Origin of the sequence: Terrabacter sp. NPDC000476 (genome assembly GCF_040300125.1) — a bacterium.
Lineage (GTDB): Bacteria > Actinomycetota > Actinomycetes > Actinomycetales > Dermatophilaceae > Terrabacter.
In genome coordinates, this window is record NZ_JBEPDF010000004.1 from 257,366 (window position 1) to 278,446 (window position 21,081).

General features: G+C 73.5%; 17 protein-coding genes. 8 read left to right on the forward strand and 9 right to left on the reverse strand.

Annotation, left to right across the window (positions count from 1 at the left end; translation table 11 throughout):
- Positions 1–18: 18 nt before the first annotated feature.
- On the reverse strand, positions 19–570 hold the full coding sequence (locus tag ABT295_RS20105) for a tetratricopeptide repeat protein (RefSeq protein WP_352396177.1): 552 nt from the start codon (positions 568–570) through the stop codon (positions 19–21).
- A gap of 61 nt (positions 571–631) precedes the next feature.
- The gene (gene purU / locus ABT295_RS20110; RefSeq protein WP_352396178.1) at positions 632–1,474 is read right to left on the reverse strand and encodes a formyltetrahydrofolate deformylase; all 843 of its coding nucleotides are present in this window, start codon (positions 1,472–1,474) and stop codon (positions 632–634) included.
- A 155-nt stretch (positions 1,475–1,629) separates the two neighbouring features.
- Here purU and ABT295_RS20115 point away from each other — a divergent pair, with 155 nt between their 5' ends.
- Positions 1,630–2,787: a helix-hairpin-helix domain-containing protein gene (locus tag ABT295_RS20115; RefSeq protein ID WP_352396179.1), complete on the forward strand. Its 1,158-nt coding sequence runs from the start codon at positions 1,630–1,632 to the stop codon at positions 2,785–2,787.
- An 83-nt stretch (positions 2,788–2,870) separates the two neighbouring features.
- Positions 2,871–5,246, forward strand: a complete 2,376-nt coding sequence (locus tag ABT295_RS20120) for a ComEC/Rec2 family competence protein (RefSeq protein ID WP_352396180.1) — start codon at positions 2,871–2,873, stop codon at positions 5,244–5,246.
- A 44-nt stretch (positions 5,247–5,290) separates the two neighbouring features.
- On the opposite strand, the gene ABT295_RS20125 is transcribed toward ABT295_RS20120, so the two are convergent.
- From ABT295_RS20125 to ABT295_RS20145, 5 genes are all read right to left on the reverse strand, one after another.
- A complete protein-coding gene (locus tag ABT295_RS20125) occupies positions 5,291–5,818 on the reverse strand; it encodes a cupin domain-containing protein (protein ID WP_352396181.1) in 528 nt (175 codons plus the stop codon).
- 45 nt (positions 5,819–5,863) lie between these two features.
- A complete protein-coding gene (locus ABT295_RS20130; RefSeq protein WP_352396182.1) occupies positions 5,864–6,736 on the reverse strand; it encodes a DUF1295 domain-containing protein in 873 nt (290 codons plus the stop codon).
- A 4-nt stretch (positions 6,737–6,740) separates the two neighbouring features.
- The gene (locus ABT295_RS20135; protein ID WP_502991233.1) at positions 6,741–8,066 is read right to left on the reverse strand and encodes a class I SAM-dependent methyltransferase; all 1,326 of its coding nucleotides are present in this window, start codon (positions 8,064–8,066) and stop codon (positions 6,741–6,743) included.
- Between the two features lie 118 nt (positions 8,067–8,184).
- The gene (locus ABT295_RS20140) at positions 8,185–9,708 is read right to left on the reverse strand and encodes a gamma-glutamyltransferase (RefSeq protein ID WP_352396183.1); all 1,524 of its coding nucleotides are present in this window, start codon (positions 9,706–9,708) and stop codon (positions 8,185–8,187) included.
- A gap of 174 nt (positions 9,709–9,882) precedes the next feature.
- Positions 9,883–10,830, reverse strand: coding sequence for a LysR family transcriptional regulator (locus ABT295_RS20145; RefSeq protein WP_352396184.1), 948 nt, complete (start codon positions 10,828–10,830; stop codon positions 9,883–9,885).
- Positions 10,831–10,926: 96 nt separating this feature from the next.
- Here ABT295_RS20145 and ABT295_RS20150 point away from each other — a divergent pair, with 96 nt between their 5' ends.
- Positions 10,927–11,868, forward strand: a complete 942-nt coding sequence (locus ABT295_RS20150) for a Sir2 family NAD-dependent protein deacetylase (RefSeq protein ID WP_352396185.1) — start codon at positions 10,927–10,929, stop codon at positions 11,866–11,868.
- A gap of 43 nt (positions 11,869–11,911) precedes the next feature.
- On the opposite strand, the gene lexA is transcribed toward ABT295_RS20150, so the two are convergent.
- Positions 11,912–12,694, reverse strand: a complete 783-nt coding sequence (gene lexA, locus ABT295_RS20155; RefSeq protein ID WP_352396186.1) for a transcriptional repressor LexA — start codon at positions 12,692–12,694, stop codon at positions 11,912–11,914.
- A 228-nt stretch (positions 12,695–12,922) separates the two neighbouring features.
- Between lexA and ABT295_RS20160 the strand changes: the two genes are divergently transcribed.
- The 3 genes from ABT295_RS20160 (at position 12,923) to ABT295_RS20170 (ending at position 15,729) form a co-directional block, all read left to right on the forward strand.
- Entirely contained in the window at positions 12,923–13,384 is a 462-nt protein-coding gene (locus ABT295_RS20160) for a LysM peptidoglycan-binding domain-containing protein (RefSeq protein ID WP_352396187.1), read from the forward strand.
- Positions 13,385–13,618: 234 nt separating this feature from the next.
- Complete coding sequence (locus tag ABT295_RS20165) at positions 13,619–13,954, forward strand: hypothetical protein (protein ID WP_352396188.1); 336 nt, start codon at positions 13,619–13,621, stop codon at positions 13,952–13,954.
- The gene (locus tag ABT295_RS20170) at positions 13,951–15,729 is read left to right on the forward strand and encodes an alpha/beta hydrolase (protein WP_352396189.1); all 1,779 of its coding nucleotides are present in this window, start codon (positions 13,951–13,953) and stop codon (positions 15,727–15,729) included. Before ABT295_RS20165 ends, ABT295_RS20170 begins: the two co-directional genes overlap by 4 nt.
- A 25-nt stretch (positions 15,730–15,754) precedes the next feature.
- Here ABT295_RS20170 and ABT295_RS20175 read toward each other — a convergent pair whose 3' ends face one another.
- Positions 15,755–16,984 carry a sensor histidine kinase gene (locus ABT295_RS20175; protein WP_352396190.1) on the reverse strand — a complete coding sequence of 410 codons (1,230 nt, stop codon included), beginning with the start codon at positions 16,982–16,984 and terminating at the stop codon, positions 15,755–15,757.
- 452 nt (positions 16,985–17,436) lie between these two features.
- Between ABT295_RS20175 and nrdR the strand changes: the two genes are divergently transcribed.
- A complete protein-coding gene (gene nrdR / locus ABT295_RS20180; protein ID WP_352396191.1) occupies positions 17,437–17,925 on the forward strand; it encodes a transcriptional regulator NrdR in 489 nt (162 codons plus the stop codon).
- Positions 17,926–18,129: 204 nt separating this feature from the next.
- Positions 18,130–21,048, forward strand: coding sequence for a vitamin B12-dependent ribonucleotide reductase (locus ABT295_RS20185; protein WP_352396192.1), 2,919 nt, complete (start codon positions 18,130–18,132; stop codon positions 21,046–21,048).
- Positions 21,049–21,081: the final 33 nt, after the last annotated feature.

The following is a 21,081-nucleotide window of genomic DNA, read 5'->3' on the forward strand; positions in this document are numbered from 1 at the left end:
GGGGTCAGTGGTCTCGGGTCAGTGGTCCCGGGTCAGGGCTGCGACGGCCGCGCGGGTGCTCGCGGCCCGTGGCTCGCCGAGCCGCTCGCGGATGGCGAGCGCCGCCCGGAAGGCGAGCAGGGCGTCGTCGGCCCGGTCGGTGTCGACCAGGAAACGGCCGAGGTGGTGCAGCGTGTAGTGCTCGAGCACCGGGTCGCCGGTCTCCCGCGCGAGGGTGAGCGCCTCGACGAAGTGCGGCTCGGCGGCACCCGGTCGGCCGAGGTAGTGCTCTGCCGTGGCGAGCGCGAGCAGGCCCCAGCCGAGCACGTCGGTGCGGCCCGAGTCCCGGGCGAGACGCACGGCCGGGCCGGCGAGGGCGACGGCCTCGGCCTCGCGTCGCGCGACCGTGAGGGCCTCGGCGAGGTGGACCGTCGCGTCGAGCACGTCGGCCGCCCCGGCGTCCGCGGGGTCGGCGTCCACGGCCGACACGAGGGCGTCGCGCGCCTGCGCGAGCGCGGCCTCGTTCTCGTCACGGCTCCTCGTGAAGCGGCCGAAGTGCGGTCGCCCGACGACGAACTGCGCCTCGCTCATGGCTCGCACGCTACCCGCAGGGGCGCATTGGCCGGGCCGGACGGCATACGGGATCGACGGGTCAGAAGACGATCGTGCGGTGGCCGGAGAGGAAGACCCGCGACTCCGCGTGGTCGCGCACCGCGCGCGAGAGCACGCGGCGCTCGACGTCGCGGCCGATGGCGACGAGCCGGTCGGGCGACTCGGCGTGGGTGACGCGCACGACGTCCTGCTCGATGATCGGCCCCTCGTCGAGGTCGGCCGTGACGTAGTGCGCGGAGGCGCCGATGAGCTTGACGCCACGGTCGTGGGCCTGGTGGTAGGGCTTGGCGCCCTTGAAGCCCGGCAGGAAGGAGTGGTGGATGTTGATGGCACGCCCCTCGAGCGCACGGCAGAGGCCGTCGCTGAGGATCTGCATGTAGCGCGCGAGCACGACGAGCCCGACGTCCTCGGCCTCGACGAGGCGCAGCAGCTCGGCCTCGGCCTCGTCCTTGGTCTCCCGGGTGACGGGGATGACCGTGAAGGGCAGGCCGAAGTACTCGACGAGCCCACGGCAGTCCTCGTGGTTGCTGACGACCCCGACGATGTCGATGGGCAGGTCGCCGGACTTCCAGCGGTGGAGCAGGTCGAGCAGGCAGTGGTCGAACTTGCTGACGAGGATGACGGTGCGGCAGTGCTCGTCCTCGGGGCGCGCCGAGAGGTGGTGGTGGGCGATGGCCGGGCTCTCGCGCACCGCCTCGAGCACCTGCTCGACCTCGTCGGGCTCGGCGTCGAAGACCGTGCGCATGAAGAAGAGGTCGGTGTCCTCGTCGGAGTACTGCTGGTTCTCCACGATGTTCGCCTCCACGGCGAGCAGCGCCGCCGAGACGGCGGCGACGATCCCGGGGCGGTCGTCGCAGGTGAGGGTCATGATGTGCCTGGCCATTGGAGCAGTCTGGACCAGTCGCGGGTGACCGCCCGCATCGACGCGCGGGGCGTCTCAGGAGTCGGCTGTCCACACCCCCTCCCGACCGGGCGGCGTTGTCCCCAGCCCGGGTCGGGGTAGGCGCGCGGGTCCCGTCGGCTTCCTACCGTCGAGGTATGCCGCCCCGCGCCTCCCGACGACCTGCCGACCTCGAGCGCGTGGCCCGCGTGCTCGGCTCGGGGTCGGCCGGGTGGGTGCCCCGGGAGCCCGAGCTCCCGCCCGAGGGGGCCGGCAGTCGCACGTCCGCGACGACGGGACGGGCGCGGGCCGGGCCGGAGCGGGTCGGTGCCGTGCGGTTGGGGACTGTGCGGGTGGAACCCGTGCGGGCGGTCGCCGAGCGGCTCCGCGACGGGGTCGGGCTCGGGAGGGGGCGTGGCGTGCCGGGCGCGGAGGACGAGGTGGCCCGCCTCGACGCCGACCTGCGCCGGGCCCGCCGTCCCGGCCTGCTGACGCTGCCCGACGAGCTGCGGGGCGGCCGCCGGGGCGTCAGCAGCGCCGCCGTGGTCGCGCTGCTCGCGCTCGCGGTGGCCGTGGGCTGCCTCTTCGTGCTGCGCGTGCTGTGGGCCGAGCGCGCGGTCGAGGGCTCCGACGTCGCACCTGGTCCGGGGCGCAGCGTCCGCGTCGTGCAGCCGTCGGCGGCGGGAACGGCCGGCGCCGCGGGAACGGCAGGTGCGACGGGGACGGCAGGTGCGACGGGGACGGCAGGTGCGACGGGGGCCCGGCCGACCGGCATCACGGCGGGAGGCACGAGTGGTGCGTCGGGTGGCGGTGCGGGTGGCGGTGCGGGTGGCGGTGCGGGTGGCGGTGCGGCAGGTGCGGTGGTCGTGGTGCACGTCGTGGGTCAGGTGGCGCGCCCGGGCCTCGTCAGGCTGGCGGTGGGGGCCCGTGTCGCGGACGCGATCGCCGGGGCGGGCGGCACGCGTCCGGGTGCAGACGTCTCGGCCGTCAACCTTGCCCGTCCGGTCGTCGACGGCGAGCAGGTGCGGGTGCCGCGCGCCGGTGAGGTGCTCGCCTCGGGGCAGGGTCCGGTGCAGGGTCCGGTGCAGGTCCCGGCTCCTGCGTCGGGCGGCGGTTCGTCCGGGGCGCCGGTCAGCCTCAACGCGGCGGACGCCGCGGCGCTCGACGCACTGCCGGGCGTCGGGCCGGTACTCGCGCAACGCATCCTCGACTGGCGCACCGAGCACGGGCGCTTCACCTCGGTCGACGAGCTGGGGGAGGTGAGCGGCATCGGCGACAAGCTCATGGCGCAGCTGCGCGACCGCGTCACGCTGTGAGCCGCGGGCAGACCCACGAACCTGGTCGGCGCACCGGGGGGCCGTCACTCGTCGTGCTCACCGGTCGGTCGCCCGTGCGGCGGGTGCGTCCGAGGGAGCGCCGGCGTCTCGACGTGCGGCTGCTCGTGCCGGCGCTCGTCGCGTGGCCCGTCGTGGCTTTCTGGGGCCTCCTCGCCGACCTGCGATGGGTCGTGGTCGCGGCGGGTGCGTGCCTCGTCCTCGCCGCGGGTGCCGCGCGACGAGGGGCCCGCGGGCGCGAGGTCGCGGCCGTGCTCGCCGTGCTCGGGCTGGCGCTGGGCGCGGCCGCGGGCCATCGGGCGCTGCGCTCGGTGGGCCCGGTCGAGCAGCTGGCGGCCGAGCGCGCCGTCGTCGTCGTCGAGGGCGTCGTCGTGGCTGAGCCACGACCGGTCGGCGGCGAGGGTGGTGGTGGTGCTGCTGGCGGCAGTGACGGTGGGGGTGGGGCGGGTGCCGCGCCGGGGCTCGTCCTCGTCCGGGTCGAGGTCTCGCGCGTCGTCGGCCGTGGGCGCGCTGCGGACGTCAGCACGCCCGTGCTCGTGCTCTCGCGTGAGCCGACGTGGTCCCGGGTGCGCTGGCACGACGAGGTGACGGCCGTGTTGCGGCTCGGGCCGGCGGACCCCGGCGACGACGTCGTCGCCGTCGCCACGCCGCGCGGCCCCGTCCGTGTCGTCGTGCCGGCCGGCGGGGTGTTCGCCGCGGCCGAGGTGGTGCGCGGGCGGCTGCGCGAGGCCACGGACGGGCTCTGGCCCGACGCCCGTGGCCTCGTGCCGGCGCTCGTCGTGGGCGACGTGTCACGCACGCCACCGGAGCTCACGACGGCCATGCTCGCGACGGGGCTCACGCACCTGAGCGCGGTGTCCGGCAGCAACGTCACGCTCGTCCTCGCGTCGGTGGGCTGGCTCTGCTCGCTCGTCGGCGTGCGCCGACGGTGGCGGCCACCGGTCGGCGGCATCGCGCTCGCAGCCTTCGTGGTGGTCGCCCGCCCGGAGCCGAGCGTCGTCCGCGCTGCCGTCATGGGCCTCGTCGGGCTGCTCGCGCTGTCGACGTCCCGGCGGCGCGACGGCCCGCCGGCCCTCGCCGGCGCCGTCGTCGGGCTCCTCGTGTGGGACCCCTGGCTGTCCCGGTCGTTCGGCTTCGCCCTCTCCGCGGTCGCGACCCTCGGGCTGCTCGTCCTCGCACGTCCGTGGGGTGAGCGGCTGGCGCGGTGGCTGCCGGGGCCCGTGAAACCGCTGGGGCCGGTCCTGGCCGTGCCGGTCGTCGCGCAGGTGGTGTGCGCACCGCTCGTGGTGCCCCTGCAGGGCAACGTGTCGGTGGTGGCGGTGCTCGCCAACCTCCTGGCCGCGCCGTTCGTCGGGCCGACGACGGTGCTCGGGGTCGCCGTCGCCCTGCTCGGGGTGGGCTCGGTGCCGGTGGCGGCGGTGCTCGCCTGGCCGGCGGCGCTGCCGGCCCAGTGCATCGGGGCGGTGGCCCGGTGGAGCGCGAGCCTGCCCGCCGGGAGCGTCGCGTGGGGTGACTCCGCCGGCGCCGCCGTCCTGCTCGCCGGGATCACCGTCGCCGGCCTCGCCGTCGCCCCCTGGGCCTGGCACCGGTCACGGCAGCGACCGCCCGTCGCGCTGGCGGTCGTCGTGCTCGCGGCCGGTTCGGCGGTGCCGACGAGCGTGATCGCCTGGCCGCCCCGGGGCTGGGTGCTCGTCGTCTGCGACGTGGGGCAGGGCGACGGCCTCGTCGTCGACACCGGCGACGGGCACGCCGTCGTCGTGGACGCCGGCCCCGAGCCCGCCGCCATGCGCCGGTGCCTCGACCGCATCGGGGTGCGGACCGTCGACCTGCTCGTGCTGACGCACTACCACTCCGACCACGTCGGTGGGGTCTCGGCCGTGCTCGAGCTGCCGGTCACCGAGATCCGGGCCACCCCGGTGCGTGATCCTCCGGACGAGGCTGCCCGCGTGGCCCGGCTGGCCGGGACGGCGGGCGTGCCGGTCGCCGAGCTGCACGCCGGCGAGCACGTCTCCGTCGGTGCGGTCGAGGCCGACGTGTGGTGGCCGGCTCGGCGGATCGACGCGGGCTCGGTGCCGAACAACGCGTCCGTCGTGCTGACCGTCCACGTGCGGGGCCTCACGCTCCTGCTGGCCGGCGACATAGAACGAGAGGCGGCCGCCCAGGTCCTGCACGCCTCGCGCCTCGACCCCGTCAGATGGGGCCACGTCGACGTGCTCAAGGTCGCGCACCACGGGTCGGCCAACCGTGACGACCGCCTGCTCGACGAGGTCGACGGCCGGCTCGCGCTCGTCAGCGTCGGGACCGGGAACGACTACGGGCACCCCGCAGGTGCCACCCTGAAAGCCTTGCAGGACAGGGGGTTCGAGGTGCACCGGACCGACTGGGAGGGTGACCTCGCCGTCGTCGCCGACGATGGGGTGGCGCGGGTCGCGAGGCGTTGAGGCGGTGGCGCGGTGAGACGGGTGCGACCGACCGTGCCCGGAGGTCAGGCCGGGTTGACCGGGGCGGTGGGGTCGACCGGGTCGTCGTCAGGGCCCGCGGGTGCCCGCGGCACCCCGTCGTCCGCCCCGTCGCGGGACGCGTGGTCGTCGACCAGCTCGAAGTCGGCGAAGTCGAAGCCCGGCGAGACGAGGCAGCTGACGAGGGCGTCCGCGCCGCCGGGGACGGTGCGCTGCCAGTGCCCGGCGGGCACGACGAGCTGGGCCTGCTCGCCCGCGTCGAGGTCGAGACCCAGGGTGGCGGACTCCACCCCGGCCCCGCTGCCGGGGTGCGCGCCCGAACCACCGATCTCGAGCAGCACCGACCCCCGGTGCGCGAGCCACACCTCGTCGGACCTGACCCGGTGCCAGGCCGAGGCCTCGCCCGCGGGCAGCAGGAAGTGGATCAGGGTGGCGGTCGGCCGCACCCGCCCGTCGGGCAGCGAGACGCTCGCGGGGGAGGCCCACGTCTGGCGGAACCAGCCGCCCTCCGGGTGGGGCTGCAGGTCGAGGAGGTCGGCGAGGGGCGGGCGCATGACGCCCATCATCCCCGACCCGTTCCCGACCTGCAGCCGAGGTCGTCAGCCGCGCTTCACCGAGGGGTCGGCGGGCTTCGGCGGCCACGGGAAGAAGCCGCTCGTGCGCCGCACGTAGTCGGCGTAGTCCGGGCGGCGGTCGCCGATGTCCTTCTCCAGCAGCTTCTTCCCCGTTCCCCCGTAGAGGTTCCACACCATGACGGCGGGCGAGAGGAACGTCAGCACGCCCGGCCAGGCGCTCGCGGCCACGAGGAAGAGCCCGGTCCAGACGCTCGCGTCCCCGAAGTAGTTGGGGTGACGGGTGTAGCGCCACAGGCCGGTGTCGAGGACCGTCCCCTTGTTCGACGGGTCGTTGCGGAAGCGCGTCAGCTGCAGGTCGCCCACCGTCTCGAAGTAGAAGCCGACGGCCCACACGATGACGCCGATGCACAGCACCCAGACCAGTCCGCCCTCGACGAACATCGCGATCTGCACGGGCAGGGAGACGAACCACATGATGAGGCCCTGCGGCAGGTAGATGTGCAGGAGCGCGTACGCGTTCGGGTTGCCGTCGGCGCGCTTCAGCATGGCCTCGTAGCGGGGGTCCTCGCCCTTGCCGCGCGACCGGCTGAAGATGTGTCCGGCGAGGCGCAGCCCCCAGACGGCCGTGAGCACGAGGGCCACCCAGCGTCGCAGGACGTCACCGTGACCCTCGCTCGTGACGAAGGCCGTGAGCGCGATGGCGACGAACCCCAGCCCCCACGTGACGTCGATGACGGCCTGCTTGCCGACGCGCAGCGCGACGGCGAAGGTGACGCCCAGGACGACGACGACGGCGAGGGCGGTGAACGCCAGGGTGCGCCCGAAGGCCCCGCCGTCGAAGCCGGTGGCCCCGGCGGCGGGGACGACGGTCGCCCAGAGCGGCGACGCGGAGCTCACGCGGTCACCAGGCCCGCACGGGCGGCATACCGCTGCGGCCGTCGTCCGTCGGCTTCACGGCGAGGATCTGGTCGACGCCCATCCGGCCCTCCTCGAAGGCGAGCGCGCCACCGACGAGGTAGAGGCGCCACACGCGGCCGACCTCCTCGCCGACCATGTCGACGACCTTGTCCCAGTTGGCCTCGAAGGTGTCGTACCAGGCGTTGACGGTCCACACGTAGTGCTCGCGCATCGCGTGCACGTCGCGGACCTCGAGGCCCGCCTGCTCGATGAGGTCGACGGTCTCGCCGACGGGACGCATGTGCATGTCGGGGGCGATGAAGGCCTCGATGAAGGGGCCGCCGCCGGGGCGCGTGGTCCGCGACATCTGCTGGATGAGGGCACGGCCGCCGGGGCGCAGCAGACGGTGGATCTGGCCCGTGAAGGTCGGGTAGTTGCGCTGCCCCACGTGCTCGCCCATCTCGATCGAGGAGATCGTGTCGAACGGGCCGTCGGGCACCTCACGGTAGTCCTGGAGCCGGATCTCGACGCGGTCCTGCAGACCGCGCTCCCGGATCCGCTCGTCGATGAAGGCCTTCTGCTCGCTCGAGATGGTGACGCCGACGACCTGGGCGCCGAACTTCTCGGCGGCGTGCAGCGACAGCGAGCCCCAGCCGCATCCGATGTCGAGGTGGCGGCCGCCCGCCTCGATGCCGAGCTTGCGGCAGACGAGGTCGAGCTTGTCGCGCTGGGAGTCCTCGACGGTGTAGCCCGGCTCGGTGCTCGTCCAGTAGCCGCACGAGTAGGCCATGTGGGGGTCGAGGATGAGCGAGTAGAAGTCGTTCGAGAGGTTGTAGTGGTGCTCGATGGCGCTGCGGTCGCGGGTCTTGGTGTGCAGCCGGCCGCGCAGCCGCGCCTGCGACACCGGCGGCTCGGGCGGGAGGCCCACGACCCCGAGGTCGAAGGCCGTGCGGATGCCGTTCTTCGCCACGGCCGCGACGGTGCCGGCGGAGGGGCGGCCGCCCGCGAGCGTGCGGGCCGTCGACCAGACCCGTCGGAAGCCGTCGAGGAGGTCGCCCTCCACGTCGAGCTCACCCGTGACGTAGGCCTGGGCGAGGCCGAGCTCACCGGGGTGGCGCACGAGCCGGCGCAGGGCCGCGGGGTCGCGCAGGACCACGGTCGGTGCGTCGCTCGGCCCGGCGACGGTGCCGTCCCAGGCGCGCAGGCGAACGGGGAGGGTGCCGCCGAAGAGGGGCTCGACGACCGCGGCCAGGCGGGAGGCGACGCCCCCGGGCCGGGTGGACGCCGCGGAGGGGGCGGGAGCGTCGGGGCGGTCGTCGGTCATGGTCATCGGGTGGCCTCTCGTTGGGGGTCGACGCGAGCGGGTCGGTGGTGCTGCACGTGCTTCGGTGTGGTGCTTCGGAGCGGACGGTCGCACGGATGGGCGGTGCGACCGGGGCGCCCTTGCCTCAAGGAGATACCCCGACGGCCGCCTCGCGGCGCGCGTCGCCGGCGGCGACGAGGCCGCGCGGGCCGAGCTCTGCCGCGCCGACGCCCCCGAAGTACATGTGGGGGCCCGGGTAAGCGTGCGCCGCAAGGCCGCTCGCCGCGATGGCGGCTGCGATGTCGGGCGACGGCTCGTGCTCCACGCGCGGCGAGCCGTCGTCGAGGAAACGGACGTGCAGTCGCGCGGCGTCGATGGCGTGCTGGAGGTCGTCGCCGAGCAGCAGGCCGCGGCCGAGCACCTGCATGAGCGCCGTCGTGATCCGGTCGGCGCCGGGAGAGCCGACGGCGAGGGCCGCCCCGACGGCGCTGCGCGCGGTCGTCGGCGCCATGTTCGAAGCGAGACGCGTGCCGGGCTCGACGGCGTGCAGCCCGAGACGGTTGAGCTCCGGCTCGCCCAGGGCGTTGTTGAGCAGGATGCCGGTGCCGGGGATCACCATGCCGGCGCCGTAGCCGGCGGACATGGTCACGGCGCAGGCGGTACCGTGCTCGTCGACGGCCGAGACGTGGGCCGTCGACGCCGAGGTCGGCAGGCCGGCCAGGCCGTGGCGCTCCACGGCGAGCAGCAGGGCATGGCCGTCCGCGGCGAGGTCCCTCGACCGGTCGTGCACCGCGAGCCGGTAGGAGAGGACCCGGCGCTGGATGTCGATGACCTCCGGCCACGTCCAGTGCTCGTGCCGCGCGAGCTCGCCCAGCATCGCGGCGAGCATCGGCCCACCGACGGAGGGCGGGGGGTTGAGCGCCACGGTCCAGCTGCCGACGGAACGCATCGTCGGGGTGCGCACGACGGCCTCGTAGGCCTCGAGGTCGGCCCGGGTGACGAGGCCGCCGTGGGCGGCCATGTCGCCGGCGAGCACCTGCCCCACGGCGCCGGTCGTGAAGAGGTCGACCCCTTGGGTCGCGAGCAGCTCGAGGATGTCGGCGAGGTCGGGGTTGACGCTCGTCTCGCCCGGCTCCACCGGCCCGCCGTCGGCGCCGGTGATGAGGGCGTGCGCCTCCGGGTCGTCGCCGAAGAGGCTGTCGCGCACGAGGGCGAGGTAGAGCGCGGCCGCGGCGCCGGTGCGGTAGCCGTCGCGGCAGAAGTGGACCGACGGCTCGACGAGCCGGCGCCAGGGGAGCACGCCGAACCGTTCCCTCGCGAGTGAGAGCGCTTGCAGCGCACCGGAGTTCGCGACCGAGCCGTGCCCGGCGCCGATGGTGACGCCGCCCCCGTAGTCGGTGCGGACCTGGCGCACGCCTCGCCCGAACGCGGACGGGTCGAGCCCCCGGCCGGGCATCTCGACGTTGCCGTCGACGACGACCGGGTCACCGCCTGCCGGCCACACGTTGACGAAGGCGCCACCCATGAGGCTGACGATGCCGGGCTCGGTGCTCATCGACGCGAGGGCGGCTGCGAGGGCCGCGTCCACCGCGTTGCCGCCGTCGGCGGCGGCCTGCAGCCCGGCCTCGAGCGGCGCCGGGCCGGAGGCGGCGAGGGCGACCCTCGTCATGACGGTCGAGCGTCGGTCGCGGCTCGCCGCGCCCGCTCCCGGTCGGGCTCCGGCAGGTAGGAGCAGCGCTCGTCGTCACCCATGGCACCACCGTATGCCGGTGGGACCCCGGGCGCGCGGACGGCGCGTCCGAGCGCGACGGGCCGCGTCAGCCGCGCACCGGAGTGGGCTGCCTCAGCGGGCCGCGGCGGCGAGCGCGGCGCGGGGCGAGCGGGGGTCCGTGCCGGCGGCCTCGACGAGGGCGTCGAGCGCGGCGGCCACCGCGGGCACCCGCTGCAGGTCGGACGTGGTGACGGCCAGGATCTGGCGCCGTGAGGCGGGGGAGAGCGGGAGCGTGGCCACCTCGTCGTGCTTCGCCGCGTTGAGGATGAGGTCCGGCACGAGCGCCACCCCGAGCCCGGCGGTGACGAGGCCCAGCTGGGCGACGTAGTCCTCCGTCTCGAACGCGACGTTGGGGCGGAACCCGGCGTGGTCGGCCAGGGAGAGCAGGTGGCCACGACAGCGCGGGCAGCCGGCGATCCACTCCTCCGCCGAGAAGTCCGCGAGGCTGGCGGCGGCGTCACCGGCGTGGGGGTGGGCGCGGGGCACGACGAGGCGCACCTCGTCGTCCATGAGCCGGCGCGTCACGAGGAGCGACAGGTCCTCCTCGAGCTCGCCGAGGTCGGCCCCCTCGTAGGCGAAGGCGACGGCGACGTCGCAGTCGCCGCGACGGAGCGCCGCCAGCGACTCGGGCGGCTCGGCCTCGGTGAAGGTGACGGTGATGTCGGGGTGGCGGGCCTTGAGGATCGCGAGGGTGCGCGGCACGAGGGTGGCGGACGAGCTCGGGAACGCCTGCAGCCGCACGCGTCCCGCGCGCAGACCCGCGATCGCGGTGATCTCCTCCTCGGCCGCGTCGAGCGCCGCGAGCACCCCGACGGCGTGACGGGCGAGCACCTGACCGGCCTCGGTCAGACGGACCTGCCGGCCGTAGCGCTCGACGAGGACCGTGCCGGTGCGCTGCTCGAGGCGGCGCACCATCTGCGAGATGGCCGGCTGGGTGAACCCGAGCGCGTTCGCGGCGCTCGTGAAGCTCCCCTCGTCGGCGATGGCCTTCATGACCCTCAGTCCCGCAGCATCGATCATGGGGCAATCATAACGGGTTCTTATGCTTTCCGGCGGCGTGACGTCAGCCAGGCATGGGTTGCCGGGTCGTGCGTCGCGGCGACGTAGGCTGGTCGCGTGTCCCAGCCGACCGGTCTGTCCTCCTCGTCCCCGACGACCCGGCTGTCCACCTCACGCACCCTGCCACTCGTCACGCACGACCTCGGCACCTTCGAGGACCTCGTCGACCTCGTCAGCGGTGGTGGGGTCCTCGTGCTGAGCGGTGCGGGGCTCTCGACGGAGTCGGGCATCCCCGACTACCGCGGACCCGACGGCACCCGGCGCGTCGAGCCGATGACGTACGGCGAGTTCGCCGGCTCCGGCGAGGCCCGGCGGCGCTACTGGGCGCGCAGCTACATCGGCTGGCAGCGCTTCGACGCCGCGGAGCCGAACGAGGGGCACCGGGTCGTCGCCGACCTGCAGGAGGCCGGCTACCTCGGCCCGGTCATCACCCAGAACGTGGACGGGCTGCACCAGGCGTCCGGCGCCCGCGACGTCGTGGAGCTGCACGGCTCGCTCGACCGGGCGGTGTGCCTCACGTGCGGGGAGGTCACCTCACGACTTGGCCTGCACGAGCGGATGACGGAGGCCAACCCGGGCTTCATGGCGCGCTTCGCGGCCGCCGCCCACGCCGTCGGCTCGCAGTGGGGCGAGCAGGTGCGTCCGGACGGCGACATCGTCCTGGCCGATGAGCTCGTCGAGTCGTTCCACCCGCCGCGGTGCCTCGTCTGCGGCAACGACACGGTGAAGCCGGACGTCGTCTTCTTCGGCGAGTCCGTGCCCAAGCCCCTCGTGGAGCGCTGCTTCGGCCTCGTCGAGACGGCGGGGGCCCTGCTCGTGCTCGGCTCGTCGCTGTCGGTGATGAGCGGCTACCGGTTCGTGCGCCGGGCGCACGCCAAGGGCGTTCCCGTCGCCATCGTCACGCGCTCGGCCACGCGGGGTGACGCCGAGGCGACCCTGCGCCTGCACGCGCCGCTCGGGGCCACCCTGACCGGCCTGCGTTCCGCGCTCGGGGTCTGACGCCCTGGGCCTGGTGCCCGGGCTCTGGTGCCCAGCGCGCCTCCTAGATGCGCCGCAGGACGGCGGTCACCTTGCCGAGGATGGTGGCGTGGTCGCCGTCGATCGGCGAGAAGTCGGGGTTGTGCGGCATCAGCCACACGTGGCCGTCGGTGCGCTTGAAGGTCTTGACGGTCGCCTCGTTGTCGAGCATCGCGGCCACGACGTCGCCGTTCTCGGCGTGCTGCTGCTGGCGCACGACAACCCAGTCGCCGTCGCAGATGGCGGCCTCGACCATCGAGTCGCCCGTGACCTTGAGCAGGAAGAGGTCGCCCTCGCCGACGAGCTGCTTCGGCAGCGGGAAGACGTCCTCGACGACCTCCTCGGCCGTGATCGGCACGCCGGCGGCGATCTTGCCGAGCACCGGGACGTAGGAGGCCTCGGGTCGGGCGTCACCCGAGTCGGTCTCCGTGTCGTACTGGTCGCCGGCCGGGTCGGCCGTCCCGACGCCGCGCGAGCCTTGCGCAGCCGGCGTGGCGGTCGCGGCGCGGGCGGGCGAGGACGTGGCCCGGCCGCGGTAGCCCACCTGCTCGGCCGTCGCGTCGGGGGAGACGACCTCCAGGGCGCGCGGTCGGTTCGGGTCGCGGCGCAGGTAGCCCTTGGCCACGAGCGCGTTGAGCTGGTGGGAGACGCTCGACGGGCTCGCGAGGCCGACGGCGTCGCCGATCTCGCGCATGCTCGGCGGGTAGCCGCGCCGGTCGACGGAGTTGCGGATCACCTCGAGCACCTTCCGCTGGCGCACCGTCAGCCCGTCGCCGGTGTCGCGGTCGGGAAGCTCGGTCACGCCCATGGTGTCCCCTTCGTCGGCTCGTCAGACCGTTGCTGCGACCGGTCGTGACGACCGATGTCAGTGGTGGCTGGTGAGGTGTGTGGTGTGAGGGAAGCGTACGAGGTTCGAACACAGTTGCCAAACACCTGTTCGACGCGTGTCTCGACTTCTTCGAACATACGTGCTAGAAATCGTCCAGACGTTCCATCGAACACCTGTTCGGTGGATCCGGAGCTAGGGGAGGTCACCATGAGCGCCACCGTGCTGACGGCCGTTCGTCCGATCGCGACGCAGGAGCAGCAGGCCCCGTCGGGTCCGCAGGGGCGCCCGCGCCTCGTCTCCGTGCCGACCGGACGCGAAGCAGGTCGGACCGCGCGAGCCGCACGGATCGCACGGGACCCCCGGACCGCACCGGCGGGCCGTGACGCCCGCGTCCCGATGCGGCTCACGCGCTTCGGCCGTCTCGTCGTCTCCCTGCTCGTCGCCTCGGTCGTGGCCCTGCTCGCCGTGGGACTGGCCGGCCAGCTCGCGTCCGCCACCGGTGAGCCGCGCACGCTGACGGTCCAGCCGGGGCAGACCCTCTCCGGCATCGCCGCCCGCGAGCTGCCCGGTCTCAGCCGCGCCGACGGCGTGCTCGAGCTGCAGCTGGCCAACGGTCTCAGCACGAGCCAGATCCATGCCGGCCAGCAGCTGGTCGTCCCCGGATCCTGAGCCCGCTCCGATCCAGCAGACCTCTGCGCACACCGTGCGCAGACCCCCAACGGCCGCGTTGGCTCCACCTCCAGCGGCTGTCGGGACCGGCGCTTCGACCCCGCCGGCCCCGGCCGGACGCCGCACCCCTGCGTGGGGTGCGGCGTTCTGCTCCCTCCGGCGCCCTGTGGATGACGGGCCCGGTCCGGCGCCGCGAGGTCCTACCGTCGCCACCGGGGAAGGGAGCCACGACCGATGCACTACGAGGTGGACACCGCGGCGCTGCGCGAGGGCGCGCTGACGATCGGTGAGGTGCTGGCGCGGGTGCGGCGGCTCGGCATCGCCGACGACCTGGCCGCCGTCACCGCCGCGGTGCCTGCCGGGCGCACCACGGCAGGCGCGCAGGGGCTCGCGCTGGCGTGGCAGGCGCGGCTGGCCGGCATCACGTGGGAGCTGCGCGAGCTCGGGGCCGCGGTGAGTACCGCCGCCGACGGCTACGACGGCGTGGAGCAGCTGGCGCGGTCCGCCCTGTCGGGCCCGTCGGGCCCGTCGGGCCCCTCGGGCCGGTCGGGGTCCCGCCGGCGCGCATGACCGCCGCGACCCTTGCCGGCGGACCGGGCATCCGCGAGATCCGCGAGGCCCGGCCGGCGGTGCTGCTGGCGGTGGCCCGACGGCTGGAGGAGCGGCGAGCCACCGTGCTGAGGTGCACCGAGGTCCTGCTGTGGCGGCGCTCGGCCGTCACGCGGTGGTCGGGCCCTGCTGCCCGCGCCGCTCTCGCGCGGCACGCCTTCGTCGTCGACCAGCTCTCCCGGCTCGGCCGGAGCCTCGCCGCAACCGGCCACGCCCTGGGCCGGGCCGCACGCCGACTCGAGGCGGCGGCCGACCTCGTGCGCCGCGCGGATCGCCGCGCGGCCGCGGAGGGCGCCTGGGTCGACCCCGACGGTGTCGTGCTCCTGCCCGTGCGGGCGTCGCTCGGCGAGCCGCTCGTGGAGGCCCACCGGACCCGCCTCGACGCCCTCCTGCTCGCCGAGGTGCACGCGTGCCTCCACGAGGCGCAGCGCGCGGCCCGGGAGCTCGACGAGGAGCTCGCCCGCGCGCTGCTCGAGTCCGCGCGCGGCTCCGACCCGACGGCGGGCGCGTCGCCTGGCGCCCCGGCAGGCGCGGCGACCGTGCGCCCGTCACCACCTCCCTCGGGCGTCGCGGGTGGCGTGCCCGACCTCGTCTTCTCGACGGCCGCCTGGTGGCGCTCGCTCACCGCCGAGGAGCAGCGCTGGGTGCTGCGCGAGCGGCCGGAGTGGGTCGGCGCGCGCGACGGGGTCCCGGCCGGGGCCCGCCACGAGGCCAACCTCACGCTGCTCGTGCGCGCCGAGCGGACGGCATACGGGCGCGTGCAGGAGCTGGGCCACGACGGCGCCCCGTGGGACGCGGGGGAGCGGACGCGGGCGCAGGAACGCGTCGACGGGCTCCGGGCGATCCGCGAGGTCCTCGCCCGGCGCGACGGGGTGCAGCGGCAGTTGCTTCTCGTCGACACCGGCGCACCCGATCTGCGGGCGGTGGTGGCGATCGGCGACGTCGACCGCGCCGACCACGTGGCGACCTACGTCGGGGGCCTCTCGACGACCGTCGGCGGCGACCTGCGCCGCTACGACGAGACCTTCGTGCGGATGCGTTCGGAGGCGTTGCAGCTCGCCCGGGGCGGCGACGTCGCCATCGTGACGTGGATGGGCTACGACGCGCCCCAGCTGCGCGAGATCGTCACCTCGATCGACCGGAACGTCCTGAGCTCCAAGCTCGCTCGCGACAACGCGGCGGCACTGGCCGACTTCGTGACCGGTGTCGACGCGGCCCGCGACCGTCCGGCGCACACGAGCGTGTGGGCGCACTCCTACGGGGGCACGCTCGCGGGCTTCGCCGTGCTGCGCACGAGCGTCATCGATGACGTGGCTGTCCTCGGCGCACCGGGGATGCCGTTCGCCGACGTCGCGAAGGCCTCCCTGGCCCCCGGCTCGTTCAACGTCCTCGGGGCGATCGGCGACGACGTGTTCGCCTACGGGTGGGTCGTGCACGGCACGGCGCCCGCTGCCGTCGCGGGGGCCGTGCGCCTGTCGACGCTGGCCCTGAAGGCACCCGCGTCCGGCTGCAACCACTGGCTGCGGCCGCGCTCCGACTACGTCGACGTCGGTCGCACCTCGGTGGGCCACTCCGACTACCTGCGGTCCGGCACCGACAGCGCCCGCAACCTCGTCGCCCTCGCGGTCGGGCGCCGCGACCTCCGCGTGCTGCAGGGCGACGACGAGCGGGCGTGCACGACGACCGGGCCGAGCCTCGGCACGGACCCGCTGGCCTGGCCGCGCCTGCTGCCGTGACGACGTGAGGCGACGGCCGGCCTGCTCAGCAGGCGGGCAGGTCGAACCAGACCTCGGTGCCCGGTCCGTCGACCGAGTCGATCCCGATGCGACCGCCGTGGGCCTCGATGATGCGCTTGACCGTGGCGAGGCCGATGCCACTCCCGTCGACCGAGGTCTCGATGCGGTTGAAGAGGCCGAAGACCATCTCGCGCTCGCCGACGGGGATGCCGATCCCGTTGTCGCGCACCGAGATCCGCCAGGCTCCGCGACGTCGGCTGGCCGACACGGCGACGACCGGCGGCACGTCCGGCCGCGAGTACTTGACGGCGTTGGAGACGAGGTTGAGCAGCACCGAGTAGATCTGCTGGTCGTCGACGACCACGACGGGGAGGGGCCCGACCGAAACCGTGGCGGACCGGGCCGTGAGGCGCGGGGCGAGGTCCTCGAGCACCGCGCCGAGCACGGCGTCGAGGTCGGTCTCGGTCGTGAGCAGCTGGGCGCCGACCTGGGCGTGGGAGAGGATCTGCTCCATCAGCCCGGCCATGCGCGTGGCCGACCGGAAGGCCGTCGCGACGAGCCGCTGCGCCGTGGCGTCCTCAAGGACCGAGGGCTGCTGGCCGAGCATCTCGGTGCTCGCCATGATCGCGGTGAGCGGGCTGCGCAGGTCGTGGCTCACCTGCCCGGCGAAGACGGACAGGGCCTCGTTGGAGCGGTGCAGCTCGTCACGGGCACGGGTCAGGGCCGAGAGGGAGCCCTCGAGCTCGCGCGTGCGCAGCCGCAGCTCGAGCACGTCGACGACCCGCTCGGCCAGGGCGCCGAGGGCCGCCTCCTGCGAGGCGTCGAGCTCCCTCGGCGCGTGGTCGAAGACGCAGAGCCGGCCGATGATGACGCCGTCCGGCGTCCTCAGGGGGGCGGAGGCGTAGAAGCGCACCGTGCCGAGGATGCCGGTGACGAAAGGGTTCTCGCGGAAGCGGTCGTCGAGGCGAGCGTCCGGCACCACGACCCGGTCGGTGTGCTCGAGCACGGCGGCGCACATCGAGTCCTCGCGGGCACAGATCGATGCCGCGAAGCCGGTCGTGGCGATCTGCTGCTGCTCGGTCGAGGTGATGAGGTTGATGGCGGCGCGCGGCACGGTGCACACCTGCGCCGCGATGTCGACGAGGGCCTGCAGCTCGCGAGCCGGCGCGTGGTCGAGCACGTCGTAGCCCGCCAGGGCGTGGTCGCGGCGCTCGGCGGTGTCCAGAGCAGTCGTCGTCGATGTCCGGTTTGTCACGAAAGAACTGTGCCATGGACGACGCCGGGACGCATCGCGGTCCCGGTCGCGTCGTGCGTCGCGTCGTGGGTCGCGTCGCCGGGGCCGTCGGTGGCGGCGTTCCCCGGATGGTGGGGCGGGACCGACGGTGGACCCCCACATGATGGGTCTCGATGTTCACGGACATGTCGGGCGAATGGGTCGCGGAGGCGTTTGCGCAGGTCAGCGACGCGACGCGCCGACGGTGAAATCGCTGCTTGCGGCGGGGTCCGCTCGCGCCTACAGTTACCCCTACATCTAGTAGTTACACAGATGTAAGACATCCACATGTAGTCCCCAGCTGAACGGGGGTTACCCACAGGTCATCCCCAACCCGTCCCCACCTCCGTCCCCAGGCGGTCCCGGGGAGCGCGGTGCGGGGCGCTCCGACCTGTGCTCGAAGAGCCATGCCCCGGGAAGGAAGGTGACCACGCGTGCACTGCCCGTTCTGCCGCCACACCGACTCCCGGGTCATCGACTCGCGGACCACCGACGACGGCACCTCGATCCGGCGCCGTCGGCAGTGCCCGGAGTGCAACCGCCGCTTCACGACGCTCGAGACCTCGAGCCTCAACGTCATCAAGCGGTCGGGGGTGAGCGAGCCGTTCACCCGGGCCAAGGTGCTCTCCGGGGTGCGCAAGGCCTGCCAGGGCCGGCCCGTGACCGAGGACGACCTCGCGCTCCTCGCCCAGAAGGTGGAGGAGACGATCCGGTCCCAGGGCAGCGCGGAGATCGACGCGCACGAGGTCGGCATGGCCGTCCTCGAGCCGCTCCGGGAGCTCGACGAGGTCGCCTACCTCCGGTTCGCCAGCGTCTACCAGGGCTGGGAGTCGCTCGAGGACTTCGAGGGAGCCATCGCGCTCCTGCGGGCCGAGCGCGACGCGGTGGGCGAGGAGCCTCTCCGCCACGACGCACCGCGGTGAGCGTGGCGCACCGGGACGCGTGAGTCGACCGGCACCGTCCAGCAGGACCCGCACGACCAGACCAGCACGACCCAGCACCACCGAGCACCACGAGCACCGCTGAGCACGACCAGCACGACCCCGCACCGCCCCGGCCACGTCCGCTGTCGGTGCCACACGCAACACTCAGTCCAGCAGCAGATTCGGTCAGGGAGGCCGCGACACATGACGGAGATCGGTAACCGCAGCTCACGCGCGAAGGCGGGCGCGAAGGGCGTCCGGATCGAGCGCATCTACACCACGCCCGGTGTGCACCCGTACGACGAGGTGACGTGGGAGAAGCGCGACGTCGTCCAGCAGAACTGGAAGACCGGCGAGACGATCTTCGAGCAGCGCGGCGTCGAGTTCCCCGACTTCTGGTCGGTCAACGCCAGCACCATCGTCACGACGAAGTACTTCCGAGGCGCCGTCGGCACGCCGGCCCGCGAGGTCTCGCTCAAGCAGCTCATCGACCGGGTCGTGCTCACGTACGTCGCGGCCGGCAAGAGCAACGGCTACTTCGCCTCGGCCGAGGACGCCGAGATCTTCGAGCACGAGCTGTCGCACGCCCTGCTGCACCAGGTCTTCTCGTTCAACTCGCCGGTGTGGTTCAACGTCGGCACGAAGAGCCCGCAGCAGGTCTCCGCGTGCTTCATCCTCGCCGTCGACGACTCGATGGACTCGATCCTCAACTGGTACAAGGAGGAGGGCAAGATCTTCCAGGGCGGCTCCGGCGCCGGCCTCAACCTCTCCCGCCTCCGCTCCTCCAAGGAGCTGCTCTCCTCGGGTGGCACGGCCTCCGGTCCCGTCTCCTTCATGCGCGGCGCCGACGCCTCCGCCGGCACCATCAAGTCGGGCGGCGCCACGCGTCGTGCGGCGAAGATGGTCGTGCTCGACGTCGACCACCCCGACATCGAGGAGTTCGTCGAGACGAAGGCGCGCGAGGAGGACAAGATCCGCGCGCTGCGTGACGCCGGCTTCGACATGGACCTCGGCGGCAAGGACATCGTCTCGGTCCAGTACCAGAACGCCAACAACTCGGTCCGCGTCAACGACGAGTTCATGAAGGCCGTCGAGGACGGCACCGAGTTCGGGCTGCGCTCGCGCTCGGACGGCTCGGTCATCGACACCGTCGACGCGCGTGAGCTCTTCACGAAGATCGCCAAGGCCGCCTGGGAGTGCGCCGACCCGGGCATCCAGTACGACGACACCATCAACGCCTGGCACACGAACCCCGAGACGGGCCGCATCACCGCCTCGAACCCGTGCTCGGAGTACATGTCGCTCGACAACAGCTCGTGCAACCTCGCCTCGCTCAACCTGCTGAAGTTCCTCCGCGACGACGACACGTTCGACGCGGTCACCTTCCAGAAGGTCGTCGAGCTCGTCATCACGGCGATGGACATCTCGATCTGCTTCGCCGACTTCCCGACCGAGCCGATCGGCGAGACGACCCGCAACTACCGCCAGCTCGGCATCGGCTACGCCAACCTCGGCGCGCTCCTCATGGCGACGGGCCACGGCTACGACTCCGAGGGTGGCCGCAGCCTCGCCGCCTCGATCACCTCGCTCCTGACGGGTGCCGCGTACAAGCGCTCCGCCGAGATGGCGTCGGTCGTCGGTGCGTATGCCGGCTACGCCCGCAACGCGGACGCCCACAAGCGGGTCATGCGCAAGCACCAGGCCGCCAACGACACCATCAAGACGCTCGACGCGATGGACTCCGACGTCCACCAGCTCGCGACGAAGGCGTGGGCCGACGTCGTCAAGCTCGGTGAGAAGCACGGCTACCGCAACGCCCAGGCGTCGGTGCTCGCGCCCACCGGCACGATCGGCTTCATGATGGACTGCGACACGACCGGCATCGAGCCGGACTTCTCGCTCGTGAAGTTCAAGAAGCTCGTCGGCGGCGGCTCGATGCAGATCGTCAACCTGACGATCCCGCGCGCCCTGAAGAAGCTCGGCTACCAGCAGGAGTCGATCGAGGCCATCGTCGAGTACATCGCCGACAAGGGCCACGTCATCGACGCCCCCGGCCTCAAGCCGGAGCACTACGAGGTCTTCGACACCGCCATGGGTGCCCGCTCGATCTCGGCCATGGGCCACGTGCGCATGATGGCCGCGACGCAGCCGTTCCTCTCGGGCGCCATCTCCAAGACGGTCAACCTGCCCGAGACGGCCACGGTCGAGGAGATCCAGGACGTCTACATGCAGGGCTGGAAGCTCGGCATCAAGGCGCTCGCGATCTACCGCGACAACTGCAAGGTCGGCCAGCCGCTCTCCGACGGTGGCTCGACGGCCAAGAACAACAAGGCCGCCGCGGACGCCGCTGCCGCCGAGGTCAAGGTCGAGAAGGTCATCGAGTACCGTCCGGTCCGTCGCCGCCTGCCCAAGCGCCGCACCTCGCAGACGACGTCGTTCGCCGTCGGTGGGGCCGAGGGCTACCTCACGGCCGGCACCTACGACGACCAGCAGCTCGGTGAGATCTTCCTCAAGTTCGGCAAGCAGGGCTCGACCCTCGCCGGCGTGATGGACGCCTTCTCGATCGCCGTGTCGATCGGCCTGCAGTACGGCGTGCCGCTCGAGACCTTCGTCGAGAAGTTCACCAACCTGCGGTTCGAGCCGGCCGGCCTGACCGACGACCCCGACGTGCGCATGGCGCAGTCGATCATGGACTACGTCTTCCGCCGCCTGGCGCTCGACTACCTCGACTTCGACACCCGCTCGTTCATGGGGATCCACACCGCGGTGGAGCGGGCCCGTCAGGTCGAGACCGGGTCGTACGAGGCCACCGCGAGCGACGAGTCCGACGAGGAGCTCGAGGACGAGCTGGAGACCCTCCAGCAGTCGGCCCCGGTCGCCAAGCGCGCCGAGGCCAAGTCCGACGAGGCCAAGGAGCTCAAGGCCTCCGAGGTCAAGTCCGGTGCCGGCGCCGCGTCGGCCCGTGAGGCGGGCTCCGACGTGCACAGCTCGGCCGAGCTGCTCGAGAAGTTCGGCGGGATCACCGCCGACGCGCCGATCTGCATGACCTGCGGCACGAAGATGCGTCCCGCCGGCTCCTGCTACGTCTGCGAGGGCTGCGGCAGCACCAGCGGCTGCAGCTGACGCCGGTCGTCAGGCTTGACCGTCCTGGGGCGG